Here is a 12,874-nt window from a genome sequence, read left to right as displayed (position 1 = left end):
GGAACGTGACTAGCACCGATGCAACCGCCGCCGGCCAGGGCCGTGCCGGGGTCTGGAACCTTCCCAACGTCCTGACCATGATCCGCATCGCGCTGGTCCCGTTTTTTGTGTGGTTCCTCGTGGCGGACGCGCCCGGCCTGCACAGTGTTTCCGGACCATGGCGCTGGGCGGCAGTGGCGGCCTTCGCCGTCGCCATCTACACGGACAAGCTCGACGGCGACATCGCCAGGAGCCGGAACCTGGTCACGGACTTCGGCAAGATCGCGGACCCCATCGCAGACAAGCTCCTGATCGGCTCCGCGCTGGTGATGCTCTCCTTGCTGGGTGAGCTGCCCTGGTGGGCCACGCTGGTGATCCTGGTGCGGGAATGGGGCATTACCGCCCTGCGCTTCTTCGTGATCCGGTACGGGGTCATTCCCGCCTCGCGGGGCGGCAAGCTCAAGACCGTGGTGCAGACCGCGGCGATCTTCCTCTATCTCCTGCCGTTCGGGGCATTCGCGCCCTGGATGTCCTGGGTTGCGTTTGCCGTCATGATGGCTGCCGTGGCGATCACGCTGTGGACCGGCGTCGAATACGTCATCGAGGCCCTGCGACTGCGCGCGAAGGGGAAACGGCAGGCAGGGTCTGTCACAGGGCAGGGCACAGTGACGGGGCAGGACACAGCCAGCGGGCAGGAATCAGCGACGGGCCAGGACCACGCATGAGCAACCTCCACCGTTTGGCCGGGCAGGCCGTCCAGCAGGCGCTCGAGTCCGGGCAGACCGTCGCCACCGCCGAGTCGTTGACGGCGGGGATGGTGTCCGCTGTCCTTGCCGACACTCCCGGGGCCTCCGGCATGCTGCAGGGCGGTGTGGTCGCCTACCAGAACTCAGTGAAGGACGCGGTGCTGCACGTTCCTGCCGACCTCCTGGCCCGTGCCGGCTCCGTGGACCCCGACGTTGCCCGTGCCATGGCAGCCGGGGCACGCACCGTCCTGGGCGCCGACGTCGGGATTTCCACAACGGGGGTGGCAGGTCCCGATGCTCATGACGGCAAGCCCGTGGGGCGCGTCTACATTGGAATTGCCACAGCGGCCGGAACGGCGGCTTTCGAATACTCCTTCACCGGCAGCAGGCCCGACATCAGGGCCGCAGCCTGCGCCGCCGCCCTGGAACGGCTCCTCGAGGCACTGCCCGCCTGACGCCTGCCGGACCCCAAGTTACCGGGCGTAAAGTTGCCGGGAACAAAAGCCGGTACCGATTAGTTATTACATTGTGTCGCTTCCGGATAGTGGAGGCGCCTAGGATGAAATGACCACGACGGTTCGCCCCACGGTGAACCTGACCAATGAGGGAGCAAGGCGATACAGATGGTAAAGCAGCCCGTATCCGTAAACGGCGTTGTCCGCTGGAAGGATGTGGGCCTCGCCGAACAGGCTAAGAGCGAACAGAAGGAGCGCAAGATGGTAGTACTTCGTCACGAAATCGGTGATGTGCTGCGCGATGTCCGCCAGCGTCAGGGACGCACGCTCCGTGAAGTTTCGCACAGCGCCCGCGTCTCCCTGGGGTATCTCAGCGAAGTGGAGCGCGGCCAGAAGGAAGCCTCGTCAGAGCTTCTGTCCTCAATCTGCTCGGCACTGGATGTTCCGTTGTCAAGCATGCTCCGTGAAGTCAGCGACCGTGTGGCAGTAGCCGAGGGCGTCGCAGTTCCGGACACAGTTCCGCAGGAATTCTCCCAGCGTTACGGCCGTGACCTCGAGCGCGACCTCAACACTGAACTGAACGACGAACTCTCCACGGGCCTTCTCTCGGGCGCCCGGTAAAGCCAGCCCCACCACAGGTGGGCCTTGGAACGCAGGAAGCCCCCGGCCGCGCCGGGGGCTTCCTGCGTTGGCGCCCGATTGATGTGCCCGGCTGGTGGTACTCCTGCCGGCCGTTCGTCGCTGCGGCTATTCCTCTTCTGCGGGGGAGCCGCCTCCGCCTTCCCTGGGGAATCCGTCACGCTCGTAGGTGGAGTTCAGCTTGGCCATGTAGCGGGCCAGCTCCTGCAGGTCCTGCACGGGCCACTCGCGCAGCCGTTCCTGGAAAACCTGGCGCCTGGCGTCCTGGACCTGGTGCATCTTCTCTTCGCCCTTGGGCGTCAGCCGGATGGACTGTGCCCGGCGGTCCAGGGGATCGGCTTCCTTGGATACCAGTCCGAGGCTCTCCAGGAAGGCAATCTGCCGGCTGACCGACGGCTTGCCCACCCCGATGTTCATGGCAAGCTCCGTCAGGCGGATGGGCCCTTCCCGGCGGATAACCGTTAACAGCCCGTACGCGGCAGGCTCCATATCCGGGTGGACTTCGCGCGAGAGGTGGTTGGAGATGGCCCTGGCCCGCCGCCAGAAGAGGCTGATCTGGTGTTCAACATTCTGCAGCGCGGTATCGGCGGCATCAGCGCCTGCGTCCGGCGGCGGCGGGAGATCCGGGGAGTTGCTCATGGCAACAATTCTAGGGTCCGCAATCATGAGAGGATTTACCGATGCGAATCAGCGAGTACTGGCGTCTGATGGATGACGAGTTCGGTGCGGGGTACTCCCGCGTGCTGAGCAGTACCCTGGTCCTGACCGGCGTCGGCGGGCGCACTGCGGACCAGGCGCTGGCTGCAGGCATCGAACCGCGCAAAGTCTGGCTGGCAGTCTGCGATGTCCAGGACGTCCCGGCCGAACGGCGGCTGGGCCGGGACATCGCCCCTCGCCGCGACTAGCAGCGCCTAACAACGGCTTCCCGGGTGGTCCTTCGTGAGCCTGCCGCAGCCGAAGCGCCCTTGGACGGACACGCCGCAGGACCGGCACTCTTCGAATACCTGTTCGGATAACGCTATGCTTTTTCTATTGGGCTTATCCACATAGCCGTTGTCCTCAGGCCGGAATGTCAGTGGGTCCCAGTAGCGTCAGAGATGACCAATAAAACGGCCGCGAAGGCCACCATCGAGAAAGCATTAGAGGTGTCAACCATGGCGGCAGCCCCGGATCGTGCAAAAGCGCTGGAAGCAGCGCTTGCCCAGATTGACAAGCAGTTCGGCAAGGGGTCGGTCATGCGCCTGGGCGACGAAGTACGCGCCCCGATCGAAGTCATCCCCACCGGTTCCATCGCACTGGACGTCGCTCTGGGGATTGGCGGCCTTCCGCGGGGCCGTGTCATCGAGATCTATGGTCCTGAATCCTCGGGTAAGACCACCGTTGCCCTGCACGCCGTGGCCAATGCCCAGCGCGCCGGCGGCATCGCAGCATTCATCGACGCAGAACACGCCCTGGACCCCGACTACGCCGCCAAGCTGGGTGTGGACACCGACGCCCTCCTCGTGTCGCAGCCGGACACAGGTGAGCAGGCGCTCGAGATCATGGACATGCTGGTCGGCTCGGGATCGCTGGACGTTGTCGTCATCGACTCCGTCGCCGCCCTGGTGCCGCGCGCCGAAATCGAAGGTGACATGGGCGACAGCCACGTCGGCCTCCAGGCACGGCTCATGAGCCAGGCCCTGCGTAAGATCACCGGACGCTTGAGCCAGACCAAGACCACCGCCATCTTCATCAACCAGCTCCGCGAAAAGATCGGTGTCTTCTTCGGCTCCCCCGAAACCACCACCGGTGGTAAGGCCCTGAAGTTCTACGCGTCGGTCCGCATCGATGTCCGGCGGATCCAGACCCTCAAGGAAGGTGCCGATTCCGTCGGTAACCGGACCAAGGCCAAGATCGTCAAGAACAAGATGGCTCCGCCCTTCAAAGTTGCTGAGTTCGACATCATCTACGGCCAGGGCATCTCCCGCGAAGGCGGGATCATCGACATGGGCGTGGAGCACGGCATCATCAAGAAGTCCGGTTCCTGGTTCACGTACGACGGCGACCAGCTGGGCCAGGGCATGGAGAACTCGCGCCGCTTCCTGCGCGACAACCCCGAGCTCGCGGCTGAACTGGAACGCCTGATCAAGGAAAAGCTCGGCGTAGGGGTCAAGCCCGCCGAGGACGAGTCCAAGGACGCGCCAAAGCTGAAAGCCGTCGACGGGTTCTAGCCCTTGACCGGACCACGTTCACGGCGGGCTCGGTCCGGCGGCCCCTCTTCAGGGCCGCCGGATGGCTTTTCCATCCCTGAGGATCCGCAGGCTGTTGACGCCGAACCGGATCCGTTCTCGGTGGCGCAGGCCATCGTGTACCGCCAGATCACGGCAGCTCCCAAGAGCAGGCTGCAGCTTGCCCGGAAACTGGCGGAACGGAATATCCCCGAACACGTCGCCGAGGCGGTGCTGGACAAGTTCCAGGAGGCGCGCCTGATCAATGACGCCGAGTTTGCCGATATGTGGGTCAGGAGCCGGTCCCAGTCCCGCAAGCTTGCCAAGGGCGCTCTCCGGCGCGAACTGGCCGAGAAGGGCATCGACCAGGAAACGGCGGCTTCTGCCCTGGAGCAGCTGACGGACGCCGACGAGGAAGCGGCGGCACGCGCACTGGTGGAGCGCAAGCTCCGGCCCGGGACGGTTTTGCCTGACCAGTCGGAACGGGACAAAGCCGTCCGGCGGCTCGCCTCCATGCTGGCCAGGAAGGGCTACCAGCCGTCCCAGGCGTTCAGGATCGTCAACGACGTCCTGGATTCCCGGCAGGATCCCGACAGCGGGATGCTCCAAAGCCGGTACCCTTAACTGGTGAGTTTGACCATTCCTTCCCCCCATTCCGGCGCTGCCGCGTCCGTTGAGCCTGCTGCTGATGCGCAAGCCGGTGCTGTTCCGCAATCCGGGGCAGTGCAGCCGCGTACTTACCAGGTCCGCACGTTCGGTTGCCAGATGAACGTGCACGACTCCGAACGCATGGCCGGCATGCTGGAGGATGCGGGCTACGTACCGGCAGCCGGCGACCATGCTGACGTGGTCGTGTTCAATACCTGCGCAGTCCGGGAGAACGCGGACAACAAGCTCTACGGCAACCTCGGCATCCTGGCGCCCGTGAAGGCCGCCAACCCCGGCATGCAGATCGCCGTGGGCGGGTGCCTGGCCCAAAAGGACCGCGAAACCATCCTCAAGAAGGCACCATGGGTGGATGCTGTCTTCGGCACCCACAACGTCGGCGCCCTGCCCGCACTTTTGGACCGTGCACGGCACAACAATGAGGCCCAGCTGGAAATCCTGGAGTCCCTGGACGTCTTCCCCTCCACGCTCCCCACCAAACGCGACTCCGTCTACTCCGGCTGGGTATCCATCTCCGTTGGCTGCAACAACACCTGCACGTTCTGCATCGTGCCGGCCCTTCGCGGCAAGGAAAAGGACCGCCGGCCCGGAGACATCCTCGCCGAAATCCAGGCGCTCGTGGACGACGGCGCCATCGAAGTGACCCTCCTGGGCCAGAACGTCAACTCCTACGGTGTCGAGTTCGGCGACCGCCAGGCCTTCTCCAAACTCCTTCGCGCCTGCGGCGAAATCGAGGGCCTTGAACGCGTCCGCTTCACCAGCCCGCACCCGGCCGCCTTCACCGATGACGTCATTGATGCCATGGCCGAGACGCCCAACGTGATGCCGCAGCTGCACATGCCCCTGCAGTCCGGTTCGGACCGCATCCTCCGCGCCATGAAGCGTTCCTACCGTTCCACGAAGTTCCTGGGCATCCTGGACAAGGTCCGGGACAGGATTCCACACGCCGCCATCTCCACCGACATCATCGTCGGCTTCCCGGGCGAAACCGAAGAGGACTTCCAGGCGACGCTGGACGTGGTGGAAAAGTCACGCTTTGCCACCGCCTTCACCTTCCAGTATTCAAAGCGCCCCGGCACGCCCGCTGCCGACCTGCCGGACCAGCTGCCGAAGGCCGTGGTCCAGGAACGCTTCGAACGCCTCACCGCCCTGCAGGACAGGATCGCCGCCGAGGAAAACCGGAAGCAGTTGGGCCGGAGGCTGGAAGTCATGGTCACCGCCCAGTCCGGACGGAAATCGGAGGAAACCCACCGGTTGTCCGGCCGTTCCCAGGACCAGCGGCTTGTTCACTTCTCAGTCCCCGAAGGGGCCCCGGCACCCAGGCCCGGAGACCTCGTCACCGTCACCATTACGGAGGCGGCGGCCTTCCACCTGGTGGCCGATCCCACGCCGGAGGACTACAGCCTGCGCCGGTCCCGGGCGGGGGATGCCTGGGACAGGTCCCAGGCCGACTCCTGTGGTGTGCCTGCCCCAGGCTCCGGCGCTGGACCCAAGGCTGTCTCCCTTGGCATGCCCTCGCTGCCGCTGCGCACCCGCTGAAGGTGACTGCCCCGCCTGTCATCGCCGTCGTCGGTCCCACCGGCTCCGGCAAATCCGACCTGGCCGTCAACCTTGCCCTCGAACTGGACGGCGAGGTCATCAACGCTGACGCCATGCAGTTCTACCGCGGCATGGACATTGGCACTGCCAAAATCACGACGGCCGAGCGCAGGGGAGTGCCGCACCACCTCCTGGACATCCTGGACGTGACCCAGGAAGCCAGCGTCTCGGACTTCCAGCAACAGGCCCGCAGCCTCATCGGGGATATCCATGCCCGCGGCAAGCGCGCAATCCTGGCGGGCGGCTCCGGACTGTACGTGCGGGCCGCCCTGGACGTCCTGGAGTTCCCGGGGACCGACCCCAAGCTCCGTGCACGACTGGAGGCGGACCACATACGGCTGGGGACCCCGGCGCTGCTGGACAGGCTGAGGGCCCTGGACCCCGTATCCGCGGACAGGGTCTCGGACGCCCGGCGGATTATCCGCGCACTGGAAGTCCATGAACTTACCGGACGGCCCTTCAGTTCCTTCATGCCGCGCCGCGAGTACTACCAGCCTGCGGTTCAGGTGGGCCTGGGCGTGGACCGGGAGGTCCTGCGGGAGCGCTTGGCGGTACGGGTTCACCGGATGGTGGAGTCCGGCCTGCTGGAGGAGGTCCGGATGCTGGACGCGCGGGGCCTTCGGCAGGGCAAAACAGCATCCCGTGCACTGGGCTATTCACAGTTCCTGCGGGTCATCGACGGCACGTCAACAGTTGAGCAGGCCGCAGAGGAAACAATCGTGGCCACCCGGCAGTTCGCCCGCCGCCAGTTGACGTGGTTCCGCGCCGACCCCCGCATCACCTGGCTGGACTGGCAGGACCCGGGACTGATGGGTAAGGCGGCCGAGGTGTGCGTCCAGGATTCGGGCCGGTAGCCGCAGTTTCAGCGCCGGCGGCATCCGCCGTTACGCTTGTGACCATGAATGCAACCCCCGCAGAAGCCACTGGGACCGCCTTGCACGCACTGAGCGGGCTCCGCTTTTCCAAGGGGCATGGCACCGGCAACGACTTCGTCCTGGTGGCCGATCCCGAGGGGGTGCACGCCATCGGCGCAGACCAGGCCGCAGCGCTCTGCGACCGGCACCGGGGAATCGGCGCCGACGGCCTGATCAGGGCTGTCCCGTCCCGTTTCCTGCCGGAAGGCCGGGAACTGCTCACCGATGCCCCGGACGCGGAATGGTTCATGGATTACCGCAATGCCGACGGCTCACTGTCTGAAATGTGCGGCAACGGCGTGCGGGTCTTCGTCCACTTCCTGCGGTCCGAGGGCCTGATCGACCTGCCCGACGGCGGATCACTCACCATCGGCACCCGCGGAGGGGTCAAGACCGTGGTCCGGACAGGGAACGGTTACGCGGTGGACATGGGCCCGTGGGAGTTCATATTCCCCGGGGAGGCCAGCGCCAAGGCGATGGATTCCCTGGTCACTGCCGACGGCCTGGAAGTTCCCCGCCCGGCCCTCTCCGTGAGCATGGGCAACCCACACACCGTAGTGGCCCTCGCGGAACTCAGCGAGCTCGAAGGCACCCGCCTCTTCACTGCTCCCAAGGTCGATCCGGTCCCCGTGAATGGGACCAATGTGGAGTTCGTCGTCCCTGCGGAGCCTCTGGTCCATGACGGCGTCGGATCCGTGACCATGCGGGTGCATGAGCGAGGCGTGGGGGAGACCCAGTCCTGCGGAACGGGGGCCTGTGCTGCCGCCGTCGCCATCCGGCACTGGGCCGGCGCGGAAGCCCCTGATGCCTGGCGGGTCAACGTTCCCGGAGGTGTGGTGGGCGTGAAGTTCTTCGCCGGCCCCGCCGGCCACGAGCACGTGGAACTCAGCGGCCCCGCCGTCATTGTGGCGAGCGGGACGCTTTCGTAACCTTCAGGATCCGGAAGGACTTGGACGTTGACTCGCGGGTCACGGTAAAGGAACCGTCCAGTTCGGCGGCCAGCCAGCGCTGAAGCGAATCCGAGCCCAGGTTCTTCTGCACCACCAGCCATGCCGTGCCGCCGTCCGCGAGGCGCGGAAGCCACAGCTTCAGCAGGGCGTGCAGTTCGTCCTTGCCAATCCGGATGGGCGGGTTGGACCAGATGGTGTCGAACCTGACGCCGGCGTCCACCTCCTGGGGTGTACTGGCGACGACGTTGGACAGCCCCAGCGCGGCCGCGTTTTCGTTGGTCAGGGCGACGCAGCGTTCGTTGACGTCCACGGCGTAGACCGTCGACCCGGGCGCCAGCAGCGCCATGGTGAGTGCGATGGGCCCCCAGCCGCATCCGATATCCAGCAGGTTCCCCTGGGGGTGCGGCGCCGGAACATCGGCGAGGAGCACCGCGGTGCCCTTGTCGATCCCGTCCGGGCTGAAGATTCCCGCGGAGGTGTGGAGCCTGCGGGTCTCGCCGGCCAGCTCCACCGTGAGTGGCTTACGGGTAAAGGGGCCGGCGGGGGACGTGCTGAAATAGTGTGCGGACTCCATAACTGGCCAGAGTAGTTCCCCTTGCAGCGTAATGGGAAACCGTGCAGAACCCCCTCTGCTACGCTGGATGGCATGTTCCTGATCTTCGAGTAGCCGGCACGGGCCACGCCCGTCCCCGCAGCCTGTCCTCCAGCGACAGCCCGTCCCGCAGCGATGCAGGTTTTTCAGCCTTCCGCTTGTGCACCGGCCAGACGCATCTGTTCTGCCCGGCCGCCGGACGATACTCGAAAGTCAGCCTCCTGCTGCACTTCCCGCTATTTTTCCGGCCTTTTTAGCCCTGCCGCCCCTTGACGCGGCATCCCGGCCCCGGCATCGCAGCCGGCCGCGAGACAACCAGGAGAATTGCATGACCGCAGGCCGTCAGCCCAGCGCGAATACGTTCCAACTTCCAAGCAATCAGCACTATTCTGGAATTGCCGAATCTTCAAAGGAGACCATGACCAGCCAGCCCAACACCGGTTCCGATCCAGCCGCCCAGGACATGAGTCCGCAGGAAATCCAGGCTGTTATCGACCGGATCCTCGCCAAGGACGTCCCGGCCAAGACTGTCAGCACGCCCGGCGGTGAGAGCAACGGCAATGGAAAAGCGGTGCTCGGCAAGGCGCAGGCCATTTCCCGCCTCGACGAAGAACACTCAACATACGACGGCGACCAGCAGGACCTCGAGGAACGGCGCGCGCTGCGCCGAAGGGCAGGCCTGTCCACCGAGCTCGAAGACGTCACCGAAGTTGAATACCGCCAGCTGCGCCTGGAGCGCGTGGTCCTGGCCGGGATTTGGTCCGAGGGAACGCTTGCCGACGCCGAAAACTCGCTGCGTGAGCTGGCAGCCCTCGCCGAGACCGCCGGTTCGGAGGTCCTGGATGGCATGGTGCAGCGCCGTGACAAGCCGGACCCGGGAACCTTCCTGGGGTCAGGCAAGGCGCTGGAGCTCAAGGACATCGTCATGTCCACGGGCGCGGACACGGTGGTGGTGGACGCTGAACTTGCGCCTTCCCAGCGCCGCGGACTTGAGGACATCGTCAAGGTCAAGGTCATCGACCGCACGGCGCTGATCCTTGACATCTTCGCCCAGCATGCCAAGAGCCGTGAAGGCAAAGCGCAGGTGGAGCTCGCGCAGCTCGAGTACCTGCTTCCGCGCCTCCGCGGCTGGGGTGAGTCGATGTCCCGCCAGGCCGGTGGCCAGGTGGGTGGCGCTGCCGCCGGCATGGGCTCCCGAGGTCCTGGTGAAACCAAGATCGAGTTGGACCGGCGCCGGATCCGTACCCGCATGGCCAAGCTGCGGCGTGAAATCGCCGCAATGAAGCCGGCACGCGAGACCAAGCGGGCCAACCGCCGTCGTAATGAAGTGCCCTCCGTGGCGATTGCCGGGTATACCAACGCCGGCAAGTCCTCACTGCTGAACCGGCTTACGGACGCCGGAGTCCTCGTGGAGAACGCACTGTTCGCCACCCTGGATCCCACCGTCCGCAAGGCGGAAACCGCGGACGGCCTGGGATACACCCTGGCCGACACCGTTGGATTCGTCCGTTCGCTGCCCACCCAGCTGGTGGAGGCCTTCCGTTCGACCCTCGAGGAAGTGGCGGACTCGGATCTGATCCTGCACGTGGTGGACGTGTCGCATCCGGACCCCGAAGGGCAGATCGCCGCCGTCCGGAAGGTCTTCAGCGAAGTTGATGCCCGCAAGGTGCCGGAGATCATCGTGCTGAACAAGGCTGATGCAGCTGACCCGTTCGTGGTGGAGCGCCTGAAGCAGCGCGAACCGCGGCATGTGGTGGTCTCGGCCCGGACGGGTGAGGGCATCCCGGAACTGCTGAAGGCCATCAGCGAAGCCATTCCCCGGCCTTCGGTCAAGATGGAACTCCTCATCCCGTATGACCGCGGAGACCTGGTCAGCAAGCTCCATGAGTCCGACGCTGAAATCCTCAGCGTTGACCACGTTGAGGCAGGTACCAGGGCTGCGGTGAAGGTCCGCGAGGGCCTGGCGTCCGAACTGGAACCATTCATCGTCAATGAGTGACCCCGCCGCCGGCGAAACCGCGCAGACGGCCGGCGAGCAGTTCGTCATCGAACTGCTCGACCGCGCCGTCGCCGGCATGGGCGGACAAAGCCGCACCGGACAACACGAGATGGCCCGGCAGGTGGCCCGGGCCATCAAAACCGGCAACCACCTGCTGGTCCAGGCGGGCACGGGCACGGGCAAGTCGCTGGCCTACCTGGTGCCGCTCATCGCCCACGCCCTGGAGAGCAACAAGCCCGCTCTGGTGTCCACGGCCACGCTGGCCCTGCAAACCCAGATTGTTGGCAGGGACCTGCCGCGGCTGCTGAAGAACATCACCCCGGCCCTGGAACGGCCGGTCAAGGTTGCCTTGGTGAAAGGCCGGTCAAACTATGTCTGCCGGCACAAACTGGAAGGCGGGTTCCCCTCCGAGGAGCCTTCCGAGGGTCAGCTTTTCTCCTTGGGCGAAGACACCAGCGTCCCGCACTTTGCCGCCTCCGTGGGCGGACCCTCGTCCCAGCTTGGCAAGGAGGTGGTGCGGCTCCGCGAGTGGGCGGAGAAGACGGCCACCGGCGACCGGGATGAGCTCCTGCCTGGTGTGACGGACCGTGCCTGGCGCCAGGTCTCCGTCACTTCCATGGAGTGCCTGGGGGCCCAAAAGTGCCCCATGGCCGCCGAGTGCTTCAGCGAGCTGGCCCGGCAGGACGCAGCCGAGGCAGATGTGGTGGTGACGAATCACGCCATGCTGGCCGTCAGCGCCTTCGAAGGACTTGCAGTCCTGCCCGAGTACGACGTCGTGGTGGTGGATGAAGCGCACGAGTTGCAGGACCGGGTCACCGGAGCCGTGTCCGGTCAGCTGTCGGTGGCCATGGTCCACGCTGCCGCTTCCGGCGCCCGCAAACATACCGCCATCACGGTGGACGCGCTGAACGCCGCAGCCGCAAACCTTGAACTGGCCCTCGCCGGTGCGCCCAGCGGCCTGCTTCCCAACGGGCTGAACGACGAACAGCTGGACTGCATGGACCAGTTGCGGGAGGCGTGCCGGGCCGCGTTGTCCGATTCCAAGGGGGACAGCAACGCCACGGCCGACGGCGGCCGGCAGCTGGCCCGGTCCCGCCTCATGCTCATCCTGGAATTGTGTGAGCGGCTTATTGCTGCCCGTGAAAACCGCGAGGTCGTGTGGTTTTCCCGGGCCGGCACGTTCGATCCCGGCCAGGGATATTCCCAGCCCGATGACAATGCCCCGGTGCTGGTCAACATCGCGCCGCTGTCCGTGGCAGGCAGGCTCCGGGAAGGACTCTTCGCCGGGCACACCGTCGTGCTGACGTCCGCAACCCTCGCCATTGGCTCGGCATTTGAACCCGCGGCCGGGGGACTGGGCCTTATCGGCGACGGCGCACCCAGCTGGACGGGTGTGGATGTCGGCTCGCCCTTCGACTACCCGAAACAGGGCATCCTCTACGTGGCCGGCCACCTGCCAAAGCCGGGCCGCGGCGTTTCGCCGGAGGCGCTGGAGGAACTGGAAGCGCTCATCAAAGCGTCCGGCGGGGGTGCCCTCTGCCTGTTTTCATCCCGACGGGCTGCCGAAGAGGCTGCCGACGCCCTGCGGCCGAAGCTCGATGTGACTGTCCTCTGCCAGGGCGAGTCGACCATGACCGCTTTGGTGAAGCAGTTCGCCGACGAACCGGACACCTGCCTCTTCGGGACTATGTCCCTGTGGCAGGGGGTTGACGTTCCGGGAGGCTCCTGCCGCCTGGTGGTGATCGACCGCATCCCGTTCCCCAGGCCGGATGATCCGCTGATGACCGCGCGTTCGCGTGCCGTGGCCCAGGCCGGCGGAAACGGCTTCATGTCCGTCTCGGCCACGCATGCCGCCATCAGGCTGGCCCAGGGTGCCGGCCGCCTGATCCGGTCCACGGGAGACAAGGGAGTGGTGGCCGTTCTGGATTCCCGGCTGGCAACAGAGCGCTACGCCGGATTCCTCCGCGGCGCCCTGCCGCCGTTCTGGGCTACCACGGACCGCAGCAAGGCGCTGGCGGCATTGGCCAGGCTGGGCGCGGACGCGGCCACGTAGGGCCCGGCAGGCGAACGACGCCAGCGGGGGCAGCCGCCGTGCAATTTCCGGCAGGCCGTCCCTTCGCGGGAGACG

13 protein-coding genes are annotated in these 12,874 nt (G+C 66.0%); 11 read left to right on the top strand and 2 right to left on the bottom strand.

Annotated features, from left to right (window positions below):
- Window positions 1-5: 5 nt before the first annotated feature.
- The 3 genes from pgsA to AC6JAM_RS01240 all read left to right on the top strand — a co-directional run bounded on the left by pgsA (window position 6) and on the right by AC6JAM_RS01240 (window position 1,801).
- Window positions 6-704, top strand: coding sequence for a CDP-diacylglycerol--glycerol-3-phosphate 3-phosphatidyltransferase (gene pgsA, locus AC6JAM_RS01250; RefSeq protein WP_497933822.1), 699 nt, complete (start codon window positions 6-8; stop codon window positions 702-704).
- Window positions 701-1,180: a CinA family protein gene (locus AC6JAM_RS01245; RefSeq protein WP_018771598.1), complete on the top strand. Its 480-nt coding sequence runs from the start codon at window positions 701-703 to the stop codon at window positions 1,178-1,180. Before pgsA ends, AC6JAM_RS01245 begins: the two co-directional genes overlap by 4 nt.
- A 168-nt stretch (window positions 1,181-1,348) precedes the next feature.
- Window positions 1,349-1,801: a helix-turn-helix domain-containing protein gene (locus AC6JAM_RS01240; RefSeq protein ID WP_018771597.1), complete on the top strand. Its 453-nt coding sequence runs from the start codon at window positions 1,349-1,351 to the stop codon at window positions 1,799-1,801.
- Between the two features lie 126 nt (window positions 1,802-1,927).
- On the opposite strand, the gene AC6JAM_RS01235 is transcribed toward AC6JAM_RS01240, so the two are convergent.
- A complete protein-coding gene (locus AC6JAM_RS01235; protein WP_056390913.1) occupies window positions 1,928-2,458 on the bottom strand; it encodes a MarR family winged helix-turn-helix transcriptional regulator in 531 nt (176 codons plus the stop codon).
- Window positions 2,459-2,499: 41 nt separating this feature from the next.
- Between AC6JAM_RS01235 and AC6JAM_RS01230 the strand changes: the two genes are divergently transcribed.
- The 6 genes from AC6JAM_RS01230 to dapF all read left to right on the top strand — a co-directional run bounded on the left by AC6JAM_RS01230 (window position 2,500) and on the right by dapF (window position 8,134).
- Window positions 2,500-2,724 (top strand): DUF3046 domain-containing protein, encoded by a 225-nt coding sequence (locus AC6JAM_RS01230; RefSeq protein ID WP_018771595.1) that lies wholly within the window; start codon window positions 2,500-2,502, stop codon window positions 2,722-2,724.
- 249 nt (window positions 2,725-2,973) lie between these two features.
- Window positions 2,974-4,029, top strand: coding sequence for a recombinase RecA (gene recA, locus AC6JAM_RS01225; RefSeq protein WP_026266121.1), 1,056 nt, complete (start codon window positions 2,974-2,976; stop codon window positions 4,027-4,029).
- A gap of 120 nt (window positions 4,030-4,149) precedes the next feature.
- Window positions 4,150-4,650 carry a regulatory protein RecX gene (locus AC6JAM_RS01220; RefSeq protein WP_497935857.1) on the top strand — a complete coding sequence of 167 codons (501 nt, stop codon included), beginning with the start codon at window positions 4,150-4,152 and terminating at the stop codon, window positions 4,648-4,650.
- A 3-nt stretch (window positions 4,651-4,653) separates the two neighbouring features.
- The gene (gene miaB / locus AC6JAM_RS01215) at window positions 4,654-6,231 is read left to right on the top strand and encodes a tRNA (N6-isopentenyl adenosine(37)-C2)-methylthiotransferase MiaB (RefSeq protein WP_223994656.1); all 1,578 of its coding nucleotides are present in this window, start codon (window positions 4,654-4,656) and stop codon (window positions 6,229-6,231) included.
- A gap of 2 nt (window positions 6,232-6,233) precedes the next feature.
- Window positions 6,234-7,145: a tRNA (adenosine(37)-N6)-dimethylallyltransferase MiaA gene (gene miaA / locus AC6JAM_RS01210; RefSeq protein ID WP_497933821.1), complete on the top strand. Its 912-nt coding sequence runs from the start codon at window positions 6,234-6,236 to the stop codon at window positions 7,143-7,145.
- A gap of 44 nt (window positions 7,146-7,189) precedes the next feature.
- Window positions 7,190-8,134, top strand: coding sequence for a diaminopimelate epimerase (dapF, locus tag AC6JAM_RS01205; protein ID WP_056390943.1), 945 nt, complete (start codon window positions 7,190-7,192; stop codon window positions 8,132-8,134).
- Here the strand turns inward: dapF and AC6JAM_RS01200 are convergent.
- Window positions 8,106-8,729, bottom strand: a complete 624-nt coding sequence (locus tag AC6JAM_RS01200) for a class I SAM-dependent methyltransferase (protein WP_497933820.1) — start codon at window positions 8,727-8,729, stop codon at window positions 8,106-8,108. The genes dapF and AC6JAM_RS01200 overlap by 29 nt on opposite strands.
- Before the next feature lie 436 nt (window positions 8,730-9,165).
- Between AC6JAM_RS01200 and hflX the strand changes: the two genes are divergently transcribed.
- Both hflX and AC6JAM_RS01190 read left to right on the top strand, forming a co-directional pair.
- Entirely contained in the window at window positions 9,166-10,746 is a 1,581-nt protein-coding gene (gene hflX, locus AC6JAM_RS01195) for a GTPase HflX (protein WP_223994658.1), read from the top strand.
- Complete coding sequence (locus tag AC6JAM_RS01190) at window positions 10,739-12,799, top strand: ATP-dependent DNA helicase (RefSeq protein WP_018771587.1); 2,061 nt, start codon at window positions 10,739-10,741, stop codon at window positions 12,797-12,799. The genes hflX and AC6JAM_RS01190 overlap by 8 nt, the downstream gene beginning before the upstream one ends.
- Window positions 12,800-12,874: the final 75 nt, after the last annotated feature.

Source organism: Arthrobacter sp. GmRoot5-12 (assembly GCF_059739365.1).
Note: the sequence above shows the minus strand (reverse complement) of the source record. Positions and strands in the feature narration are given on the sequence as shown.

Bases quoted from the DNA above. Each gene is read 5' to 3' on its own strand.
- AC6JAM_RS01245 (WP_018771598.1), top strand. From the start codon at position 701: ATGAGCAACCTCCACCGTTTGGCCGGGCAGGCCGTCCAGCAGGCGCTC.
- AC6JAM_RS01240 (WP_018771597.1), top strand. From the start codon at position 1,349: ATGGTAAAGCAGCCCGTATCCGTAAACGGCGTTGTCCGCTGGAAGGAT.
- AC6JAM_RS01235 (WP_056390913.1), bottom strand. From the start codon at position 2,458: ATGAGCAACTCCCCGGATCTCCCGCCGCCGCCGGACGCAGGCGCTGAT.
- AC6JAM_RS01230 (WP_018771595.1), top strand. From the start codon at position 2,500: ATGCGAATCAGCGAGTACTGGCGTCTGATGGATGACGAGTTCGGTGCG.
- recA (WP_026266121.1), top strand. From the start codon at position 2,974: ATGGCGGCAGCCCCGGATCGTGCAAAAGCGCTGGAAGCAGCGCTTGCC.
- dapF (WP_056390943.1), top strand. From the start codon at position 7,190: ATGAATGCAACCCCCGCAGAAGCCACTGGGACCGCCTTGCACGCACTG.
- AC6JAM_RS01200 (WP_497933820.1), bottom strand. From the start codon at position 8,729: ATGGAGTCCGCACACTATTTCAGCACGTCCCCCGCCGGCCCCTTTACC.
- hflX (WP_223994658.1), top strand. From the start codon at position 9,166: ATGACCAGCCAGCCCAACACCGGTTCCGATCCAGCCGCCCAGGACATG.
- AC6JAM_RS01190 (WP_018771587.1), top strand. From the start codon at position 10,739: ATGAGTGACCCCGCCGCCGGCGAAACCGCGCAGACGGCCGGCGAGCAG.